Here is an 18,263-nt window from a genome sequence, read left to right as displayed (position 1 = left end):
CGACCGAGGGGACGACGAACGATGACGGTGCCGCACGCGCTCACCGAGCCGGACGTGGTGGAACTGCGTAGGGAGACGACCGCCGGCGGGCCGGTCACGGTGTGGTTCACCGAGGCCGCCGTCGGGGTGCCCGTGGGCGGCTCGGCGAAGGTCGTCGCGGTCGGGGAGGCGGGCGAGGGCGAGTTCATCCAGGTCCGGCGCTCCGGCTCCCGCGACACGATGTTCTGCTCGCCCAACGAGCTCACCCGTGTCCGGCCGAGCCGGGCGGCGGCAGCGTCGGGCAAGCGCGCCGAATCGGCCGGGCGGGGGGAGAAGGCGTCCGCCGCGGCGTCGTCCGGGTCCCGCTCGACTGCGGCCCGTAGGGCTGCGTCGGCCGCTGCGGCTCCGGCTGCGGTCGCCCCGGCTCCGGCTGCGGTCGCCCCGGCTCCGGCTGCGGTCGCCCCGGCTCCCGCTGCGGTCGCCCCGGCTCCCGCTGCGGCCGAGGCTCCCGCCGCCCCGGCGCGTCCCGCCCGGGCGCGTCGCGACACCGCCCGCTCCTCCGAGCTGAGCGTCACCCTCAGCGCGACCGCCGAGGGGGAGTGGAGCGTCGAAGTCCTGGCGGGGAAGAAGAGGGTCGTGCCGTCCACGGCGGTGCCGGCCACCGCGGTCGCCGCGGCCGCCCGGGCGCTGCCCGCCGCCGTCGCGGAGGCCGTCGAGTCCTCGGTCGAGGGCGCCCGCCGCCGCCAGCGCGAGCGAGTCGAGCAGCTGCGCGCCGAGCTCGACGCGGCGCAGCGAGTGCTCGACGAGTTCGAGGCCTGAGCCGGCAGGTTTGCCGGGGCCGGAGCGGGGATCACCCGTGGTGTGGGTGGCGACGTCCGCCGCCCGGTACCGCACACGGAGCACCACATGAACGGCACACCCATCCACCCGGTCCACGACGGGATCCCCGTCGCCGACATCACCGAGCGCCTCATGGCCGAGTTCGGGGCCGTAGTCCCGCTCACGGAGGTCAGTGCGGTGGTGATGCGCGCGGTGCGCGACCTGGCGGGGGTGCCCGTGGGTGCGCTCCCGGAGCTGGTGGAGCGCCTCGCGCGGCAGGTCCTGCGTGAGTCCGGGGACGCGGGTTGAGGGTCGCGGCCTACGCGGCGAGGTGCACGACCAGAGCGGTGAGGAAGCCGACGGCGGTGATGAGGCCGGTCAGCACGCGCGCCCGCTCGAACGCCTCGGGGATCATCGTGTCGGCGACCATCGCGAGCACGGCCCCCGCGACCACCGCGGTGATCGTCGCGATGACGGCGGGGGAGACCCGTCGAGCGCGACGTACCCGACCAGGGCCGCGAGCCCGCTGAGCAGGGCGATCCCGGTCCACATGCCGAAGACGTAGCGGGCGCTGCGCCCGGCGCGCTTCATGCCGGCGGCGCTCGAGAGCCCCTCCGGCACGTTGGAGATGACGACGGTCGCCAGCACCGCCGGGCTCACCGCACCGCCCGCGATCATCCCGACGCCCAGCACGACCGACTCCGGATGCCGTCCAGCGGCGCACCGACGGCGATCGCCGCCCCGCTGCCCGAGCTCTCCTGCGCCGAGGGCTGCTGCCTGCCGGAGCGCTTGCGGTGGCGGGCGCCGCGGCGGTCGAGCGCGGCGGTCGCGGCCACGTAGACGACGGCACCGGCGAGGAACCCGAGGACGGTCGGCAGGGCGCCGCCCTGCCGGACCGCCTCGTCGACCAGCTCGAACGCGAGCGCCGAGATGAGCACCCCGGCGCCGAACGCCATGATCCCGGCGATGACGACGCGCGGGACCCGGACGAACCAGGCGACGTCGGCGCCGAGCACCAGCGCACCGCCACCGACGAGGCCCCACAGCCCCGCGGCGAGCCAGGTCGGCACAGATCCCCTCCTACCGGGTCGGGCTCAGGCGATGGAGCGCACGTTCGACCGACCGGCCGGGTCCGTGCGCGCGTCCTCGTCGTCGGTGAGGACGGCGCGCAGCAGCAGCCCGCCCTGCAGCTTCACCAGCCGCGAGGCCAGCGTCGTGACGTACCGGAAGCCGGCACGGGGGTCGAGCAGCGTCCGCGGGCTGACGTCGAGGGCGGCCTTGAGCACATTGCGCATGAGGTCGGCCGGCACCGGCTGGGCCAGCAGGACCACCCCGTCCGGACCGGGACGGCCCTGGACGCCCGCGACGCCGCGCGGCCCGACCGGCCCCTCCGGCCCCTGCTCGCCCTGGGGGCCCTGCGGCCCGGTCCGACCCGTCGCACCTCGCGCGCCGACGGGCCCCTGGTCGCCCTTGTCCCCGGGTTCGCCGACCGTTCCGGCGGGGCCCTTGGTGCCCTTGTCCCCGCGCTCGCCTGCCGGGCCGATCGGGCCCTTCTCTCCCTTGTCGCCGGGCTCACCGGCGGGTCCGGCGGGGCCCTTGGTGCCCTTGTCCCCGCGCTCGCCTGCCGGGCCGACCGGGCCCTTCTCGCCCTTGTCGCCGGGCTCACCGGCGGGTCCGGCGGGGCCGTTGGCTCCCTTGTTCCCGCGCTCGCCCGCCGGGCCGACCGGGCCCGTGGCGCCCTTGTCTCCCCGCTCACCGACGGCCCCGACGGGCCCCGACTCGCCCTGGGCGCCGCGCTCGCCGGCGGGCCCGACCGGACCGCGCGGGCCCTGCTCGCCCGGGTCGCCGGCCTGGTTCTTCTTGCCACCGCGCTTGCCGGTGCCGCGCTCGTTCACGTCCGCTGGCTGCGTCATGCTGGATGTGCCTCTCGTGGTCCACTGCCCGGCTCCGCCGCGGCCCTGCTGGCCTGCGGCCGTGGAGCACTCGCCCGGGCTCCTCGACGCGGGGGCACCGCCCCCGCTCGCCGTCCGCCGGGTACCCGCCCGACCCCGCGGTGACGCCCGGTACCGGCCCGGGAACGGTGTGATGCCGCGCATGCGCTGGTCGGCCGCACAGCCGGGCGGCGTCCCGACGAGCGCGTTCCGCGGAACGCTCACGGGCCTGGCTCCCACGGGGAGAACGCGTTCCGCGGAACGCAGAGGAGCGCACCGCCTCCGCGTTCCGCGGAACGCAGCCGACGGTGATGGGGGCAGGGCGACCGCGTTCCGCGGAACGCGAAGGTGCCCGGTCGGTGGCGGCCCGCACGCCACTGTCCACGCGCCGGTGCTCGCCCCGTGGGTGCCCGCTCCCCCACCCGACCATCCGCCCCCGCGGCCCGACTGCGCACCCGTGGCCACCCGCGCACCTCCGGCCGTGCGCGCGAAGCCGGAGGATGCGCAGTTCAGGTGCACGCGCCGCCGAGCACCGGTCAGGGGCGCAGGGCGGCGTCGAGCAGGCGGGTCAGTGCGCCCACCCTCCCCCCACCGGCCGGGGCGGGCGGGTAGCGCCGCAGCACCTCCACCACCTCCGGCGCCACCCACCCCGCCACCTCCGCCACATGGGCCGCCCCGACGGCGGGGTCGTCGCCCGCCACCAGTTCGAGCGCCCGCGCCGCGTCCGCGGCCGCCCCGAGCACGTGCTTGACCTGCGTCGCCTTCGGCAGGGGATGGAGGTAGGCGGCGCCCGCCGCGGCCATCGCCGAGCGCGCAGCGGCACCCGCGGCGTCGGTGGAGCTGTCCTGAGCCGCCCGCATCGCCGCCCACGCCGCGTCGCGCAGCGCCTTCCCGCGCCGCCCGCCCCGGGCGAACTCCCAGGCCGTGGCGATGGCCGCGCGGGGCCGCGGGTCGTCGGGGCGGTCGGCCTCGAAGACCCCGAGCACCTCCTGCGCACACGCGGCGGCGAAGGCGGTGACGGCACGGAGGTCGTCGGTGCTCAGCTCCACCCGCCCGACCCTGTCAGGTCGTCGGTCCCGTCAGGTCGCGGGGAGCCGCCCGTCGCCGGGCCCGCGAGGCGCGGAGGTTGACCGCGTTGCCGCAGACCCGCACGTCGTGCCACACCCCGCTGTTGTTGCGCGAGCGGTCGTAGAACGCGCCGGAGCACAGGTGGCTGCGGCACACCTTCAGCCGTCGCCACGTGTCGGTCTGCTGCGCGCGCTGCACCTCGGCGAGCAGCGCGCCGGTGAGCCACTCGCGCCCGTCGCCGCGCGGCTCGGCCACCAGGACGCCGTCGGGGCCGAGGGTGAGGCGGACGCGCCCGGTGAGCGCCCGGCCCTCCGCGGCGTCGGCCTCCTCGCCGTCGCGCGCGCGGAGCAGGACCGTGAGCTGCTCGCGCATCCGGGCGAGGCGCGGCAGGTCGCCCGCGCCGAACGGCTCGACCTCGGGCCGCGGCGCACCCGTCCGCTCCGCCCACAGGTCGACCGCGCCGTCGAACCAGGCGCGGGCCGTGTCGAGGTCGGCGAGCAGGTCGGCCTGGCGCGGACGCCCGGCGGCGCGGGTGTTGAGGAAGTCGTGCACCAGCGCGAGCCCGGTCGGGGCGAGGTCGACGTCGTAGCGCGCCGAGGCGGACAGGGACATACCCGTACCTTACTCGACCCTGTCGTCGTCGAGGAGGTCGACGGCGCGCAGGGGCTTGGTGTGACGTAACTCAACAGATTACGATTGCGTCCCCCGTGGCCCTCCCGGCTCCGTCGCACGGATCGGACCCGACTGGATGGTCATCGACGCCTCGACCCTCGATGCCACCGCGTCCTACAGGCTCCTCATCGGTAGCGTCCTGCCGCGGGTGATCGGCTGGGTCAGCACCGTGTCGACGACGGGCGTCGCGAACCTCGCTCCGATCTCGTTCCTCACCGTCGTCGGGCGGGTCCCACCGGTGGTGTCGCTGTCGATGCAGCCGCGCTCGGACGGCGAGCTGAAGGACACGTTCGTGAACATCCGCGGGACCGGAGAGTTCTGCACAACCTCGTCTCGCTGCCGCACGCCCACCAGGCGCACCGCAGCGCGGCCGAGTTCGACTCCGAGATCGACGAGTTCGAGGCCGTCGGCCTGCGCAAGGCGCCGTACGAGGTCGTCTCGGCGCCGCGGGTCGAGGGCGCGCCGATCTCCTTCGAGTGCACCCCCGACCGGATCATCCCGACGGGCGACCAGGGCGACCACGTCGTGTTCGGCGAGGTCCGCCGCTTCCACATCCGCGACGACCTCTACCTCGAGGGCGGCCGCATCGACATCGCCGCCCTGCACCCCGTCGGCCGCCTCGCCGCCGAGTACACGCTGGTCGAGAACGTGTTCACGACCCCGCTCGAGGACGGCCCGGTCGACGTCCGGCGCGGCTCCCGCATAGCGCCTCGACGACCGCCCACGGAGTTCTCGCCCATCGACGCCGCGGCGTGGTCCGCCTCCGGTGCCGTCCGCGACTGACGCAGGCCGCACGCCGCAGGCCTCCCACCCTCGTCCTCGTCCACGGCTTCCTCGACGACGCCGGGATCTGGCAGCCGGTGCGCGCCGCGCTCGGCGCCGCCGGGGAGGGTGCGGTCGCCGTCGACCTCGCCGGCATGTCCGGCCGCCCCGACGAGCCCGGCCCCTACACGCTCGGCCGCTACGTCGACGACGTCACCGCCGCCGTCGACGCCACCGGCCCGCTCGTGCCGGTCGGGCAGAGCATGGGCGCGCAGATCGCCGAGCTCGTCGCGGCGGCGCGCCCGGACCGGGGTCGCGGGCCTCGCCCTGCTCACGCCGGTGCCGCTCGCCGGCACGCACCTTCCCGTCCCGGGTCCGCATCGGCACGTCGACCTCGCGGACCACCTCCCAGGGCCCGTGCAGCGCCTGCAGATCCACGTCGTGGTCCTCCGCCTCGTCCGGTGGACTCGGCCCCGAGTGTGACACAGGCGAGGATCGGACGGACACGTCACTTTCCCGGTCGGGTGCCCGGCCGGCTGGTCCTGCCCGAGCCGCTCGACGGTGACGTGATCGAGCTGGAGGGCGAGGAGCTGCGGATCGTCGACCTCGACCTCGACCTCGACCTCGGCCACACCGACACCGACACCGACACCGCGACCGCGATGCACGTGCCGTCGCCGGGCCTGGTCGTCGCCGGGGACGCCGCCTACGACGACCTGCACATCTACCTGGCCGAGTCCCCCGCGGTGGGGCGCGAGGCCTGGCTCGCCGCCCTCGCCGCCCTCGACGCCCTCGCCGCCCTCGACGTCCTCGACGAGCTGGCGCCCACCGCGGTGGTCGCCGGCCACGAGCGCGCCGGGCCGCCCGACGATCCCGCGGTGATCGACCGGACCCGGCGCTACATCCTCGACTTCGAGGAGCTGCTCGCCGGCGGCCCCACCACCGAGGAGCTCCACCGCGGCCTGCTCGAGCGCCACCCCGGCCGGGTCAACCCGGGTGCGGCGTGGGGGTCGGCGACGGGGCTGAGCCCGGCCAGCGCGGTGGTCGTCCGCAGCAGCCACGCCTCGTACTGCGCGGGCGTCCAGCCGTGCAGGCGGGTCGTGAGCAGGTAGGTCTCGGCCGCGACCAGGACGCTCGCGGTGTCGGCGAGCGCGTCGACGTCGCAGGAGGCGGGGAGCAGCCCGTCCTGCGCCATGCGCGTCCAGAACGCGTGCGAGGCGTGCCGGGTCTGGGCGCGGGCCTGCTCCCAGAACCCGGCGATCAGCGGCTCGACGGCCGCGGCCTGCTGCGCCACCGCGAACAGCGGCCCGGCCCGTTCGACGATCTGCCGGCCCGCCGCGGCGTGCGCGACCAGCCGCTCGGCGGCCGTCGGCGCGGTGAGCGCGGTCTGCATCCAGCTGCGGCCGAGCAGGTCGACGGGTTCGGCGTCGCCCACCACCGCCTCGTCGACGACCCGCCCCAGCAGCTCGGCCTTGCCACCGAAGCGCACGTACACCGTGCGTGCGCGACGCCGGCCGCCGCGGCGACGTCGGTCAGCGTGGTGCCGGGGTAGCCGCGCTCGACGAACAGCCGCGCGGCCGGTGTCCACGGCCCCGGTGCTCGCCGGCGTCCACCACCTCAAGCTGCCCGTGTCCGACCTCGACCGCTCCCTCGCCTGGTACGCCACCCGTCTGGGCTACCGGAAGGAGCAGGACTGGTTCGACGACGGGGTGCGCACCGGCATCGGTATGACCCATCCCGCGGGCGGCCCGGGCCTCGCGCTGCGCCTCGACCCCGAACGCGCCCGGTCCAGCGCCGGGTTCGACTTCTTCGCGATCGGCGTGCCGGACGAGACCGCGATCCGGGCCCTCGCCGGCCGGCTCACCGCCCTGGGCGAGCAGCACGCGGGCGTCCACCTCGCGACGTTCGGGTGGATCCTGCCGCCGCTGCACGACCCCGACGGCCACGAGGTGCGCTTCTACACCACCGAGCACCACACCGACTCCACGTCGGTCCCCGAGGTGCACGACGCCGTGCGCACCGCGGCCCGGGGGGAGGCGGCCCGGGCCCACCCGGATCAGGGGACGGGATGAGTGGCACCACGGATGCCACCGGCGCCGCCCGTTCCTACCGTTCCCGGGCATGAGCAGCGCACCACACGGGCAGGCCACCACCGCGACGGCGCGCGGCGCCGCGGCCGTCCCGGTGCTCGTCGGCGCGGTCGGCGGGCTCGCCTGGGCCGCGGCGCTGCGCGGGCTGATGGTGCAGGTCGCGGGTCCGGGGTCGGCGGTGGAGTGGGGCGGCACCGTCGGCGGGATCCTGCTGCCCGGCCTCGTCGCGGGCGCGCTGGTCGGCTGGGCCGGGCACCTGCGCCGCACCGGGCACCCGCACCGCGGGTGGCTCGCGCTCGCCCCGCTCGCGTTCGTGGTCGCGACCCCCGGCGTCCTCGTCTCGGTGCTCACCGACGGCGGGATCGGCGGCGGCGCGATCGCCCTGCCGCTGTGCGGGATCGCGGGCGGCTGGGCGCTGGGCGGTCGCGGGCCGGTCGCGGGGCGGGTCGCGGCCGGGGCGCTGCCGGTGGCCGGGGCGGTCGGCTGGGCCGTCGGCGCGCCCGCCATCGCCCCGGCGCTCGCCGTCACGACCGCCCGGGGGGCGTGGGTGGCGGTGCTGTTCGCCGCGCTGCTGGCCGTGCTGTCCCTGGCGTGCGCGGTCCCGCACCGGCCCGCGGGCGGTCCGCTCGTGCCCGGCGCGCGGGCGGCGGCCGTGACCGGCGCGGTCGGCGGGCTCGCGTGGGCGGCCGGGCTGCGCTCGCTGATGGTGGAGATCGCCGACCCCGGCACGTCGAGCGTCTCGTGGGCGGGGACGTTCGCCGGGATCCTGCTCCCGGGGCTCGTCGTGGGCGCCCTGCTCGCCCGCGCGCCGCACCGCCGCGGCCCGTCCCGGCTCCGGGGGGTGCGCGGGCGGGCCGGGATCGGGGTGGTCGCCGGTGGTGCCGCGGCGGCGGTCGCGCTCGCCGGTGGCCTGGGCGGCGGTGCGCTCGCCGTGGTCGTCTGCGGCCTGGCGGGCGGCTACGCGCTGGCCGGGCGCGGGCGCCCCGCGGCCCGGGTGACGGCGGGCCTGCTGCCGGTGGTGGTCGTCGTCGCGTGGTCGGTGGCCACCGCGGTGGTGGGGCTCGACGAGCCCGGCACCGGCGCCCGCGGCGCCTGGGTCGCCGTCCTGCTCGCCTCGCACCTCGCCGTGCTCGCCGCGGCCTGCGCGCTGCCGTACCGGCGGGCCGACGACGGGGTCGCCGCCGTCAGATGACGTGCCGTCCGGTGCCGTGGTGGCCCATCCGGTCGCGCTTGGTGCGCAGGTAGCGGACGTTGTGCGGGTTCTCGGTCACCGGCAGCGCGACGCGGCCGACGATCTCCAGGCCGTGCCCGCCCAGCCCGCCGTACTTGGCCGGGTTGTTGGTGATCAGCCGGATCCGCCGGACGCCGAGGTCGGTGAGGATCTGCGCGCCGGTGCCGTAGCTGCGGGAGTCGACGGGCAGGCCCTGCGCGGTGTTGGCGTCGACGGTGTCGAGGCCCTCCTCCTGCAGCGCGTACGCGCGGATCTTGTGCGCCAGCCCGATGCCCCGGCCCTCGTGCCCGCGCAGGTAGACGACCGCGCCGCAGCCCTCGTCGGCGATCGCGCGCAGGGCCTGCTCGAGCTGGGCGCCGCAGTCGCAGCGCAACGAGCCCAGGATGTCGCCGGTGAGGCACTCGCTGTGCACGCGGATCAGGGCGCCTCGCTCGGTCGCGCCCGCCGCGGCCACGTCGCCCAGCACGATCGCGAGGTGCTCGGTGCCGTCGATCGCGGAGCGGTAGGCGACGGCGCGGAAGTCGCCGAACACCGTCGGCATCGCCGAGGTCGCGACGTGCTCCACGAGCTGCTCGGTGGCCCGGCGGTGGCGCACCAGGTCGGCGACGGCGAGCACCGGCAGGTCGTGCTCCGCCGCGAACGCGCGCAGCCCCTCGCCGCGGGCCATCGACCCGTCCGGCGCCACGATCTCCCCGATGACGGCGACGGGCACCTGTCCGGCCAGCACCATCAGGTCGACGGCGGCCTCGGTGTGCCCGGCGCGCTCCAGCACGCCGCCCGCGCGGGCGCGCAGCGGGAACACGTGCCCGGGCCGGCGCAGCTCGCCGGGCCGGGTGGCGGGGTCGGCGAGCGCGCGCAGAGTGCGGGCGCGGTCGGCCGCGGACACGCCGGTGCCGCTGTCGAGGTGGTCGACGGTGACGGTGAACGCGGTGCCGTGGGCGTCGGTGTTGTCGGCGACCATCTGCGGCAGGTGCAGCGCCTCGACCCGCTCGGCGGTCATCGGCGCGCAGACGATCCCGGTCGTGTGCCGCACGACGAACGCCACCTGCTCGGCCGTCGCGGTCGCGGCGGCGAGCACGAGGTCGCCCTCGTCCTCGCGGTCGGCGTCGTCGACCACGACCACCATGCGGCCCGCGGCCAGCGCCGCGACGGCGCGCTGCACCGCCCCGGTGGCCGGCAGCTCGGTGATCGTCGTCCCGTGGTCGGTCGTGGTCATCGGCGCTCCTCGTCGGGTCGTTCCCGGCGACGCTACGAGCCGCGCGGGCCCGCCTCTATCCGCGCATCGCGCCGCTCCATCCGTTGAGCGAAGGGCCGCGCGGGGCCGCGCGCGGTCGTCGGTGCACGGCTATCGCCGTGCGATCCGCGGATAGCGCGGGCGCCCGGGGCGCACCTAGCGTCGGCCGGCATGGACGAGACGATCGAGGCACCGGCCGCCGTGGAGCCCGGACGCATGAGGGAGGTCCTCGGGCACTTCGCCTCGGGGATCGTCGTGGTGACCGCGGCGGGACCCGACGGCCCGGTCGGCTTCACCTGCCAGTCGTTCGCGTCGCTGTCGCTGGACCCGCCGCTCGTCAGCTTCTCCCCGGCCCGCACCTCCTCGACGTGGCCGCGGATCCGGGAGATCGGCCGGTTCTGCGTCAACGTGCTCGCCGACGACCACCGCGAGCTCAGCACGGCATTCGCGCGCTCGGGCACCGACAAGTTCGCCGGAGTCTCCTGGGCACCGTCGACGTCCGGGGCGCCCGTCCTCGACGGCGTCTGCGCCTGGATCGACTGCACCCTCGACGACGAGTACGACGGCGGCGACCACACGATCGTCCTGGGCCGCGTGCACGACCTCGGCGCCGACGCCGCGCGGCTCCCGCTGCTGTTCCACCGCGGGGCCTACGGCATCGCCGCGGGCCCCGAGGAGGCCTAGGAGCTCCGGGAGCCCTGCGCCACGGGCCGGGGCCGCGGCCGCGACGGCCCGCCCGCCCGGTGCAGCCGGCTGGGCAGCGCGTGCCCCACCGCCTCCTCGACGACGGCGGCGGCCTGCAGCACGCGGGTGAGGTCGAGCCCGGTGGTGAACCCCGAGCCCTCCAGCAGGTGCACGACCTCCTCGGTCGCGATGTTGCCGCTCGCGCCCGGGGCGAAGGGGCAGCCGCCGAGCCCGCCGGTGGAGGCGTCGAGCGAGGTCACGCCGATCTGTACGGCGGCCAGTACGCAGGCGATCCCCGCGCCGCGGGTGTCGTGCAGGTGCACGCCGACGTCGGTGCCGGGGCAGGCGTCGCGGACGGCCTCGACGACCTCGACCAGGCGGGCGGGCACGAGGGTGCCGATCGTGTCGCCGAGGCAGAGCCGGTCGGCGCCGAGGTCCACGGCCCGGCGGGCGACGTCGACGGTGCGCGCGACGGGCGTGCGGCCGTCGAAGGGGCAGTCCCAGGCCACGGCGACGATCGCCTCGCAGATCCCGCCCGCACCGTGCGCCAGCGCGGCGATGTCGCGGGTGGCGGCCACGGCCTCGTCGGTGGTGCGGGCGGCGTTGGCGAGGCTGTGCCCGTCGGACGCGGAGATCACGTACTCGAGGTCGGGGATCCCGGCGGCGACCGCGCGCCGGGCGCCGCCGTGACCGGCGACCAGCGCCGAGAACCGCAGGCCGGGCCAGCGGTGCAGCGCGGCGGCGACCTGCTCGGCGTCGGCCAGCGCGGGCACCGCCGACGGCGAGACGAACGACGTCACCTCGACGCGGCACACCCCGGTGCGGGACACGGCGTCGAGGATCGCGAGCTTCGCCTCCAGCGGGATCGGGGCCTCGAGCTGCAGGCCGTCGCGCAGGACGACCTCGCGCACGTCCACGGAACGGGTGTCGGTGCTCATGAACGTCTCCTCAGATGATCCGCTCGGCCGCGAGCGCGTCGAGCTCGGCGCCGGTCAGGCCCAGCAGCCCGCCGAACACCTCGGTGTTGTGGGTGCCGGGCCGCGCGGGCCCCGCCCACCGGACGGAGCCGGGCGTGCCCTCCAGCCGGGGGACCACCCCGGGGCCCAGCACGTCGCGGCCCAGCGCCTCGTCGTGGTGGGGGAGCAGCATGTCCCGGGCGAGGAACTGCGGGTCGCGCACGACGTCGGCGACGGTGTTCACCGGCCCCACGACGACGCCGGCTGCCTCCAGCACGCGCGTCAGCTCGTCGGCGTCGCGCTCCGCGGCCCAGGCGGCGACGATCGCGTCGATCTCGTCCTGGTGGCGCCCGCGCGCGGTGTGGGTGGCGAAGCGCGCGTCGTCGACGAGGTCGGGGCGCTCCATCGCGGTGCACAGCCGGGCGAAGACGGTGTCCTGGTTGGCCGCGATGACCATCCACCGGTCGTCGGCGCAGCGGTAGAGGTTCGACGGCGCGAGGCCGTCGAGGCGCGTGCCGCCGGGGCCGCGGACGTGCCCGGTGGCCGAGTGGTCCGGGATCGTCGACTCCAGCAGCGCGAGGCACGACTCGGCCAGCGAGACGTCGACGACCTGGCCCCGCCCGCCGGGGCGGTCCCGGGCGAGCAGCGCGGTGAGCACGCCCTGCGCGGCGAACATCCCGGCGAGCGAGTCGCCGATCGAGAGCGCCGTGCGCGGGGGCGGGCCGCCGGGGAACCCGTTGAGGTGGCGCATCCCGCTGACGGCCTCGGCGACCGACGCGTACCCGGGACGGCCGCTGTGCGGGCCGGTCTGGCCGTAGCCCGACACGCGCGCGAGCACGATCCGCGGGTTGCGCCCGCTGAGCACGTCGTAGCCCAGGCCCCACTTCTCCAGCGTGCCCGGGCGGAAGCTCTCGACCACGACGTCGGCCGTCTCGACCAGGCGCAGGAACAGCTCCTGACCGCGGGAGCGGCGCAGGTCGAGGGTGACGCAGCGCTTGCCGCGGGCGTGCACGGTCCAGAAGAAGTGGTGACCGTCGACCTCGGCCTGGCCCCAGTCGCGCAGCGGGTCGGGGCGGTCGGGCGCCTCGACCTTGACGACGTCGGCGCCGTGGTCGGCGAGCAGGCGGCCGCAGAACGGCCCGGCGATCAGCGTCCCCAGCTCCAGGACGCGGATGCCGTCGAGGGCGGGGGCGGCGGGGGTCTCGGGCACGCCCAGGACGCTAGGAACCCCGGCCGCCGACCGCTATCCGGTGGCGGCCGACGAGTATCCGAACCTAGCCGCGCAGGGTGTCGCGCGGCAGCTCGCCGAACCGCTCGCGGTACTGCTGGGCGAAGCGGCTCTGGTGCAGGAAGCCCCAGCGCACGGCGACGTCGGTGACGAGCGTGACCGACGGGTCGCTGCGCAGCAGCTCCGCGCGCACGTGGTCGAGCCGGATCCGGCGCAGGTGGCTCATCGGGGACTCGCCGAGCGCCTGCTGGAACGACGCGTGCAGCGTGCGGACGCTCATGCAGCCGACGCGGGCCAGCTCCTGCGGCGTCAGCGGCTCGTCGGCGTGCTGCTCCATGTAGTCCAGGACGGGCTGCAGCCGGCCGTGGCGCAGGGGTTCGGCCGGGGCGCGCAGGTCGTCGCTGTACTGGTGGCGCCCGGCGTGCAGCAGCTGCGTCATCACGAACGCCTCGAACTGCTCGCGGGCCAGCGGCAGGTCGGCCAGGCCGCCGGGGCGGTCGAGCTCGCGGGCCAGGAACTCGACCGAGGCCAGCAGCGTGGTGCCCTGCGCGGTCGAGAGGTCGAGCCCGAAGTCGAAGTCGACGACGTCGTTCACCGGCCGCCCGAGCAGGTCGCCGAGGTGGTTCTCCAGGCTGCGGCGCGGGATCTTGAGGATGAGCTGCTCGGCGTCGGGCGACCAGCGCACGGTGTTGCGCTGGTCGGGCGCGAGCACGATCCCGCTGCGCCCGCCGTGGGTGGAGGCGCGCCCGCCGTCGGTGCGGTCGGCGTCGGTGCGGCCCGCGACGGTGAGGTTGACGTGGTAGTTGTCCTCGGTCGCCGGCATCACCAGCTTGGCCGCCGACCGGTAGGTGAGGTAGCCCAGCGTGAAGTGCCGGTCGGTGACGGCGTTGAGCGTCATCTCGAGGTGGTCGGTGGGCGCCGTCAGCTCGTGCTCGAGGTAGATGCGGGTGACGGCGTCGCGGGCCTCGTCCAGGCTCCGGGTGCCCAGCACCGGGAAGCGGGTGAGCAGCGCAGGGGGTCCGGTCTCCATCGCCGTGCGACACCTCCCCGTGTCCGCCTCGTCTCCGAGCGTAGGACGAGACGGGGATCACGGCCAGCCGCTGAGTGCAGCCCGCTATCCGCGGCGCGCAGCCGCCCGGCGCGGGCGGCGGTTCCGCGCAGCGCCGGCGGCGGTTCTGCACGGAGCGGATCGAGCGCCGCCGCGCACGGATATCGCAGCAGGTCACGGCGTCCCTAGCGTCGGCCGCCACCAGCAGACGACGAGGGAGAGGTCGATGACGACCGCCGCACCAGCAGCGCTCGAGGAGCTGAAGCTCTTCATACACGGGAAGTCGGTGGACGCCCGCTCCGGGCGCACCTTCGAGTCCCAGAACCCCTACACCGGACAGCCCTGGGCCCGGCTCGCCGACGGCGGGCCCGACGACGTCGACGAGGCCGTCGCGTCGGCCCGCACCGCCTTCGAGGGCGAGTGGGGCGCCATGACCGGCTTCGCCCGCGCCGCGGTCCTGCGCCGCTGCGGCGACGCGATCGCCGCCAACGCCGAGCGGCTCGCCCGCCTGGAGGTCAACGACTCCGGGAAGCTCTACCGCGAGATGATCGGGCAGCTCACCGCCCTGCCGAACTGGTACTACTACTTCTCCGGGCTGGCCGACAAGGTCGAGGGCCGCACCGTCCCTCCGGTGAACCCGAACTACTTCGGCTTCACCACCCGCGAGGCCGTCGGCGTCGTCGGGGCGATCACCCCGTGGAACTCCCCGCTGCTGCTGCTCACCTTCAAGCTGGCCCCGGCGCTGGCGGCGGGCTGCACGATGGTCGTCAAGCCCTCGGAGCACGCTCCGGCCTCGACGGTCGCGTTCGCGCAGATCCTGCACGAGGCCGGGCTCCCGGCGGGCGTGCTCAACGTCGTCACCGGCTGGGACCGCTCCACCGGCGAGGCGCTGGCCTCCCACCAGGGCGTCGACAAGATCGCGTTCACCGGGTCGTCGGCCACCGGGGCGAAGGTGGCGCAGGCCGCGGTCGCGAACTTCAACCGGGTCACCCTGGAGCTGGGCGGCAAGAGCCCCCAGATCGTGTTCCCCGACGCCGACCTCGACGCCGCCGCGAACGGGCTGATCGCCGGGGTGTTCGCCGCGACCGGCCAGACCTGCATGGCCGGCTCCCGGCTGATCGTGCACGCCGACGTGCACGACGCGCTGATCGAGAAGGTCGTCGCGCGGGCGAACTCGATCAAGCTCGGGGACCCGAACGAGGCCGGGACCGAGATGGGCCCGGTCGCGAACCGGCCGCAGTACGAGAAGGTGCTGGGCTACCTGCAGGGCGCCGCCGCCGAGGGTGCGACGTTCGCCTGCGGCGGGGAGCCCGACGCCGAGCGCGGCGGGCTGTTCGTGCGGCCGACCGTCGTCACGAACGTGACGCCGGAGAGCACCATCGTCCGCGAGGAGGTGTTCGGGCCGGTCCTGGCCGCCTACACCTTCACCGACGAGGACGAGGCGCTCAAGCTCGCCAACGACACGCCCTACGGCCTGGCCGGGGCGGTGTGGACGAAGGACGTGCACCGCGCGCACCGGGTGGCCGCGAAGCTGCGCGCCGGCACGATCTGGATCAACGCCTACCGCGTCATCGCGCCCAACATGCCCTTCGGCGGGTTCGGGGCCAGCGGCATCGGCCGCGAGAACGGCATCGACGCCATCGGTGAGTACACGGAGAACAAGTCGGTGTTCGTCGAGCTCACCGGCGGCACGCGCGACCCGTTCCAGCTCGGCTGAGCACCCCCGCGACCCCTCACCCGCAGACCAGGAGACCCGCATGACCGTCACCGCCAACGAGCGCCTCGGCCTCGCGCCCACCGACCCCCGTCCGCCCGCGGAGACGCAGCCCGCGGCCGACCGCACCGAGACCAACCCGCTGTTCGGCGACCAGAAGATGAAGCTGGGGCTGTTCGGCACGAACTGCTCCTACGGCCTGATCATGAGCCACGCGCCCAGCAGCTACGAGATCACCTGGGAGCACACCAAGGAGATCGCGCAGCGGGCCGACCGGCTGGGGTTCGACGTGCTGGTCCCCGTGGCCCGCTGGAAGGGCTTCGGCGGGTCCACGAACTTCAACGGCAACTGCTTCGAGACCTACACCTGGGCCGCCGGGGTCGCCGAGGCGACCGAGCGCATCGCCGTCGCCGCGACCTCGCACCTGCCGACGATGCACCCGATCGTCGCGGCCAAGCAGGCCACGACGGTCGACCGCATCTCCGGCGGCCGGTTCGCCCTGAACATGGTCATGGGCTGGGTGCCGCCGGAGATGGAGATGTTCGGCTCCGAGCAGCGCGAGCACGACGAGCGCTACGCCTACGGCCAGGAGTGGCTCGACTTCGTCAACAAGCTCTGGACGGAGCAGGGCACCTTCGGCATCCACTCGACGTACTTCGACGCGGAGCTGCTCGAGGCCTACCCGAAGCCGCACCAGGGCCCGCGGCCCGCGCTGATCAACGCCGGCAACTCGCCGTCGGGCATCGAGTTCTCCGCGCGGAACGTCGACTTCAACTTTGCCTCGCTCGACACCCTGGAGAACATCAAGGGCTACACGACGAAGCTCAAGGCGAAGGCGCGCGAGGAGTACCAGCGCGAGATCCACGCGATGACCTACGGCCTCGTGGTCTGCCGCGACACCGAGGAGGAGGCGAAGCGGGCGTTCCAGCAGGTCGTCGACGAGGGCGACTGGGGTGCGGCGGGCAACGTCATCAAGATCGCCGGGTCGGGCGCGAGCCAGTCGTTCGACCACGCCGTCAGGGAGATGCAGGAGCGCTTCATCGCCGGCTGGGGCGGCTACCCGATCGTCGGCACGCCCGAGCAGGTCACCGAGGAGCTCGGCCGCCTCAACGACGCCGGCATGGAGGGCATGATCTTCGGGCTCATCGACTACAACGAGGAGCTCAAGTACTTCGGCGACGAGGTCATGCCCCTGCTGAAGCAGGCGGGTCTGCGGCACTGATCTCCGGCGCGGCACCGACCACCGGCGCGGCACCGACCACCGGCGCGGCGCCGACCGGCCGGCTGACCAGCACCACGGTCGTGCCGGCGGTGCCGCGCTGGATGTGCATCTCCTCCATGCACCCGCTCATGACGGCCAGGCCGTGGCCGCGGGTGTGGGCGGGCGGGGTGGCGGGCTGGTGCGCGCCCCAGCGGCCGCGGTCGATCACCGTGGCCACGACCCGGCGCGCGCCGGCCGTGTCGCGGATCCAGGCGTGCAGCGTGACGGTGCCCTCGGTGCCCGGCCGGTAGGCGTGGTCGACGACGTTGGCCGCAGCCTCGTTGACGGCCAGCTCCACGTCCTCGGCGTCGTCCTCGGGCCAGCCGTGCCCGGCCAGCCACGTGCGCACCAGCCTGCGCACGGGGCGCAGGGAACCGGGCTCGGCGGGCAGCACGGTCATGAGGTCGTCGGGGTGCTCGGGTCGGACGGCGCGGGGCTCGTGGATGGTGGTCATGCCTCTCCTCGCGGCCGCTCTGCTGGACCGCGCGCAGCAGTATCCCCGCGCCGCGCCGACCGCGCACGACCGGCCCGCGGCGACCTGGCCCGGCGATCAGGTCCCCGATCGGCGGAAACGTTCCCCGCGGGACCCCCGGAGGGGCAGTCTGGGCGGGTGGACGCGCTGCCGGAGCCGGTGAGCCCGATGCTCGCGACCGCCGGCGGCCCGCCGGCGGGGCCGGGCTGGGCCGTCGAGTTCAAGTGGGACGGCGTGCGCGCCGTGCTCGCGGCGGCGGGCGACGAGGTGCGCATCGCCAGCCGCAACGGCAACGACATCACCGGCGGCTACCCCGAGATCGTCGCCGCCGGGATCGGTGCGGGGCGCTCCGTGCTGGTCGACGGGGAACTCGTCGCGCTCGACGCGCAGGGCCGCCCCGACTTCGGGCTGCTGCAGCAGCGGATGCACGTGCGTGGCCCGGCGCCCGAGCTGCGCGAGCGCGTCCCGGTCCTGTTCTACGTGTTCGACGTGCTGGTCCTCGACGGCGCGAGCCTGCTGGCCGAGCCCTACGACGCGCGGCGCGAGGCGCTGCTGGGCCTCGGGCTGGACGTGCTGCCGGGCGTCGGCGTGCCACCCTCGGTGCCCGACGTCAGCGGTGCGCAGATGCTCGAGGTCGCCCGGCAGCACGGGCTGGAGGGGATCGTCGCGAAGCGCCGCGCGGCCCGCTACGACCCGGGGCGGCGCTCCCCGGCGTGGGTCAAGACGGCGCTGGTGCAGACCCAGGAGGTGCTCGTCGGCGGCTGGAGCCCCGGGCAGGGGCGCCGGGCGTCGACGATGGGGGCGCTGCTGCTCGGCGCCCGCGACCGCGCGGGACGCCTGCGCTACCTCGGCCACGTCGGCACCGGCTTCACCGAGGCCGTGCTGCGCGACCTGATGGCCCGCATGGCGCCGCTGCGGCGCGAGCGCAGCCCCTTCGACGAGGAGGTGCCCCGCGAGCACGTCCGCGGCGTGCGTTGGGTGGAGCCGCGGCTGGTGGGGGAGGTGCGCTACCGCACGCTCACCACCGACGGCCGGCTGCGGCACGCGGCCTGGCGCGGGCTGCGCCCGGACCGCGACCCCGGGGAGATCGTGCTCGACCTGCCGTGACCGCTCC

19 protein-coding genes and 2 pseudogenes are annotated in these 18,263 nt (G+C 75.7%); 11 read left to right on the top strand and 10 right to left on the bottom strand.

Annotated features, from left to right (window positions below; all coding sequences use genetic code 11):
• The first annotated feature begins 21 nt into the window (after positions 1-21).
• On the top strand, positions 22-798 hold the full coding sequence (locus I4I82_RS04485; protein WP_218595262.1) for a DUF6319 family protein: 777 nt from the start codon (positions 22-24) through the stop codon (positions 796-798).
• 87 nt (positions 799-885) lie between these two features.
• A complete protein-coding gene (locus I4I82_RS04480; RefSeq protein WP_218594481.1) occupies positions 886-1,107 on the top strand; it encodes a three-helix bundle dimerization domain-containing protein in 222 nt (73 codons plus the stop codon).
• 10 nt (positions 1,108-1,117) lie between these two features.
• Here I4I82_RS04480 and I4I82_RS04475 read toward each other — a convergent pair.
• The 4 genes and pseudogenes from I4I82_RS04475 to I4I82_RS04460 all read right to left on the bottom strand — a co-directional run bounded on the left by I4I82_RS04475 (position 1,118) and on the right by I4I82_RS04460 (position 4,409).
• Positions 1,118-1,868 (bottom strand): annotated as a pseudogene (locus I4I82_RS04475) (ZIP family metal transporter).
• A 24-nt stretch (positions 1,869-1,892) separates the two neighbouring features.
• Positions 1,893-2,711 (bottom strand): collagen-like domain-containing protein, encoded by an 819-nt coding sequence (locus I4I82_RS04470; protein WP_218594482.1) that lies wholly within the window; start codon positions 2,709-2,711, stop codon positions 1,893-1,895.
• A gap of 554 nt (positions 2,712-3,265) precedes the next feature.
• Positions 3,266-3,778 (bottom strand): putative immunity protein, encoded by a 513-nt coding sequence (locus I4I82_RS04465; protein ID WP_218595261.1) that lies wholly within the window; start codon positions 3,776-3,778, stop codon positions 3,266-3,268.
• A 13-nt stretch (positions 3,779-3,791) separates the two neighbouring features.
• Positions 3,792-4,409: a CGNR zinc finger domain-containing protein gene (locus tag I4I82_RS04460; protein ID WP_218594254.1), complete on the bottom strand. Its 618-nt coding sequence runs from the start codon at positions 4,407-4,409 to the stop codon at positions 3,792-3,794.
• Positions 4,410-4,625: 216 nt separating this feature from the next.
• On the opposite strand from I4I82_RS04460, the pseudogene I4I82_RS34850 reads away from it, so the two are divergent.
• The 3 genes and pseudogenes from I4I82_RS34850 to I4I82_RS04445 form a co-directional block, all read left to right on the top strand.
• Positions 4,626-4,976, top strand: a pseudogene (locus tag I4I82_RS34850) (flavin reductase family protein); the annotation flags it as partial.
• Positions 4,977-4,994: 18 nt separating this feature from the next.
• Positions 4,995-5,252 carry a hypothetical protein gene (locus I4I82_RS04450; protein WP_225920505.1) on the top strand — a complete coding sequence of 86 codons (258 nt, stop codon included), beginning with the start codon at positions 4,995-4,997 and terminating at the stop codon, positions 5,250-5,252.
• Complete coding sequence (locus I4I82_RS04445) at positions 5,222-6,343, top strand: serine aminopeptidase domain-containing protein (RefSeq protein ID WP_218595260.1); 1,122 nt, start codon at positions 5,222-5,224, stop codon at positions 6,341-6,343. The genes I4I82_RS04450 and I4I82_RS04445 overlap by 31 nt, the downstream gene beginning before the upstream one ends.
• 148 nt (positions 6,344-6,491) lie before the next feature.
• Here the strand turns inward: I4I82_RS04445 and I4I82_RS34845 are convergent, their stop codons facing one another.
• A complete protein-coding gene (locus I4I82_RS34845) occupies positions 6,492-6,800 on the bottom strand; it encodes a hypothetical protein (RefSeq protein ID WP_218596425.1) in 309 nt (102 codons plus the stop codon).
• Between the two features lie 11 nt (positions 6,801-6,811).
• On the opposite strand from I4I82_RS34845, the gene I4I82_RS04435 reads away from it, so the two are divergent.
• Entirely contained in the window at positions 6,812-7,303 is a 492-nt protein-coding gene (locus tag I4I82_RS04435) for a VOC family protein (RefSeq protein ID WP_218595259.1), read from the top strand.
• A gap of 49 nt (positions 7,304-7,352) precedes the next feature.
• A complete protein-coding gene (locus tag I4I82_RS04430) occupies positions 7,353-8,513 on the top strand; it encodes a hypothetical protein (protein ID WP_218595258.1) in 1,161 nt (386 codons plus the stop codon).
• Here the strand turns inward: I4I82_RS04430 and I4I82_RS04425 are convergent.
• On the bottom strand, positions 8,506-9,768 hold the full coding sequence (locus I4I82_RS04425) for a bifunctional 3,4-dihydroxy-2-butanone-4-phosphate synthase/GTP cyclohydrolase II (RefSeq protein WP_218595257.1): 1,263 nt from the start codon (positions 9,766-9,768) through the stop codon (positions 8,506-8,508). The two genes, I4I82_RS04430 and I4I82_RS04425, sit on opposite strands and share 8 nt — an antisense overlap.
• A gap of 189 nt (positions 9,769-9,957) precedes the next feature.
• Between I4I82_RS04425 and I4I82_RS04420 the strand changes: the two genes are divergently transcribed.
• Positions 9,958-10,470 (top strand): flavin reductase family protein, encoded by a 513-nt coding sequence (locus I4I82_RS04420; RefSeq protein WP_218595256.1) that lies wholly within the window; start codon positions 9,958-9,960, stop codon positions 10,468-10,470.
• On the opposite strand, the gene I4I82_RS04415 is transcribed toward I4I82_RS04420, so the two are convergent.
• The 3 genes from I4I82_RS04415 to I4I82_RS04405 form a co-directional block, all read right to left on the bottom strand.
• Positions 10,467-11,408 carry a hydroxymethylglutaryl-CoA lyase gene (locus tag I4I82_RS04415; RefSeq protein WP_218595255.1) on the bottom strand — a complete coding sequence of 314 codons (942 nt, stop codon included), beginning with the start codon at positions 11,406-11,408 and terminating at the stop codon, positions 10,467-10,469. The genes I4I82_RS04420 and I4I82_RS04415 overlap by 4 nt on opposite strands.
• A 10-nt stretch (positions 11,409-11,418) precedes the next feature.
• Complete coding sequence (locus I4I82_RS04410; protein WP_226369876.1) at positions 11,419-12,636, bottom strand: CaiB/BaiF CoA transferase family protein; 1,218 nt, start codon at positions 12,634-12,636, stop codon at positions 11,419-11,421.
• 64 nt (positions 12,637-12,700) lie between these two features.
• Positions 12,701-13,684 carry an AraC-like ligand-binding domain-containing protein gene (locus I4I82_RS04405; RefSeq protein ID WP_218593250.1) on the bottom strand — a complete coding sequence of 328 codons (984 nt, stop codon included), beginning with the start codon at positions 13,682-13,684 and terminating at the stop codon, positions 12,701-12,703.
• A 244-nt stretch (positions 13,685-13,928) separates the two neighbouring features.
• On the opposite strand from I4I82_RS04405, the gene I4I82_RS04400 reads away from it, so the two are divergent.
• On the top strand, positions 13,929-15,419 hold the full coding sequence (locus I4I82_RS04400; RefSeq protein WP_218593249.1) for an aldehyde dehydrogenase: 1,491 nt from the start codon (positions 13,929-13,931) through the stop codon (positions 15,417-15,419).
• Between the two features lie 40 nt (positions 15,420-15,459).
• Positions 15,460-16,638 carry an LLM class flavin-dependent oxidoreductase gene (locus I4I82_RS04395; protein WP_218595254.1) on the top strand — a complete coding sequence of 393 codons (1,179 nt, stop codon included), beginning with the start codon at positions 15,460-15,462 and terminating at the stop codon, positions 16,636-16,638.
• On the opposite strand, the gene I4I82_RS04390 is transcribed toward I4I82_RS04395, so the two are convergent.
• Entirely contained in the window at positions 16,601-17,131 is a 531-nt protein-coding gene (locus I4I82_RS04390) for an ATP-binding protein (RefSeq protein WP_218595253.1), read from the bottom strand. The two genes, I4I82_RS04395 and I4I82_RS04390, sit on opposite strands and share 38 nt — an antisense overlap.
• A 156-nt stretch (positions 17,132-17,287) precedes the next feature.
• Between I4I82_RS04390 and ligD the strand changes: the two genes are divergently transcribed.
• A complete protein-coding gene (gene ligD / locus I4I82_RS04385; protein WP_308112765.1) occupies positions 17,288-18,256 on the top strand; it encodes a non-homologous end-joining DNA ligase in 969 nt (322 codons plus the stop codon).
• Positions 18,257-18,263: the final 7 nt, after the last annotated feature.

It is taken from the genome of Pseudonocardia oceani (assembly GCF_019263585.2).
Lineage (GTDB): Bacteria > Actinomycetota > Actinomycetes > Mycobacteriales > Pseudonocardiaceae > Pseudonocardia > Pseudonocardia oceani.
This window is presented reverse-complemented; position numbering and strand designations above follow the sequence as displayed.

Coding starts and splice junctions, on each gene's coding strand:
- I4I82_RS04485 (WP_218595262.1), top strand. CDS start 22: ATGACGGTGCCGCACGCGCTCACCGAGCCGGACGTGGTGGAACTGCGT.
- I4I82_RS04400 (WP_218593249.1), top strand. CDS start 13,929: ATGACGACCGCCGCACCAGCAGCGCTCGAGGAGCTGAAGCTCTTCATA.
- I4I82_RS04390 (WP_218595253.1), bottom strand. CDS start 17,131: ATGACCACCATCCACGAGCCCCGCGCCGTCCGACCCGAGCACCCCGAC.
- I4I82_RS04470 (WP_218594482.1), bottom strand. CDS start 2,711: ATGACGCAGCCAGCGGACGTGAACGAGCGCGGCACCGGCAAGCGCGGT.
- I4I82_RS04425 (WP_218595257.1), bottom strand. CDS start 9,768: ATGACCACGACCGACCACGGGACGACGATCACCGAGCTGCCGGCCACC.
- I4I82_RS04460 (WP_218594254.1), bottom strand. CDS start 4,409: ATGTCCCTGTCCGCCTCGGCGCGCTACGACGTCGACCTCGCCCCGACC.
- I4I82_RS04430 (WP_218595258.1), top strand. CDS start 7,353: ATGAGCAGCGCACCACACGGGCAGGCCACCACCGCGACGGCGCGCGGC.
- I4I82_RS04405 (WP_218593250.1), bottom strand. CDS start 13,684: ATGGAGACCGGACCCCCTGCGCTGCTCACCCGCTTCCCGGTGCTGGGC.
- I4I82_RS04395 (WP_218595254.1), top strand. CDS start 15,460: ATGACCGTCACCGCCAACGAGCGCCTCGGCCTCGCGCCCACCGACCCC.
- I4I82_RS04480 (WP_218594481.1), top strand. CDS start 886: ATGAACGGCACACCCATCCACCCGGTCCACGACGGGATCCCCGTCGCC.
- I4I82_RS04420 (WP_218595256.1), top strand. CDS start 9,958: ATGGACGAGACGATCGAGGCACCGGCCGCCGTGGAGCCCGGACGCATG.
- I4I82_RS04415 (WP_218595255.1), bottom strand. CDS start 11,408: ATGAGCACCGACACCCGTTCCGTGGACGTGCGCGAGGTCGTCCTGCGC.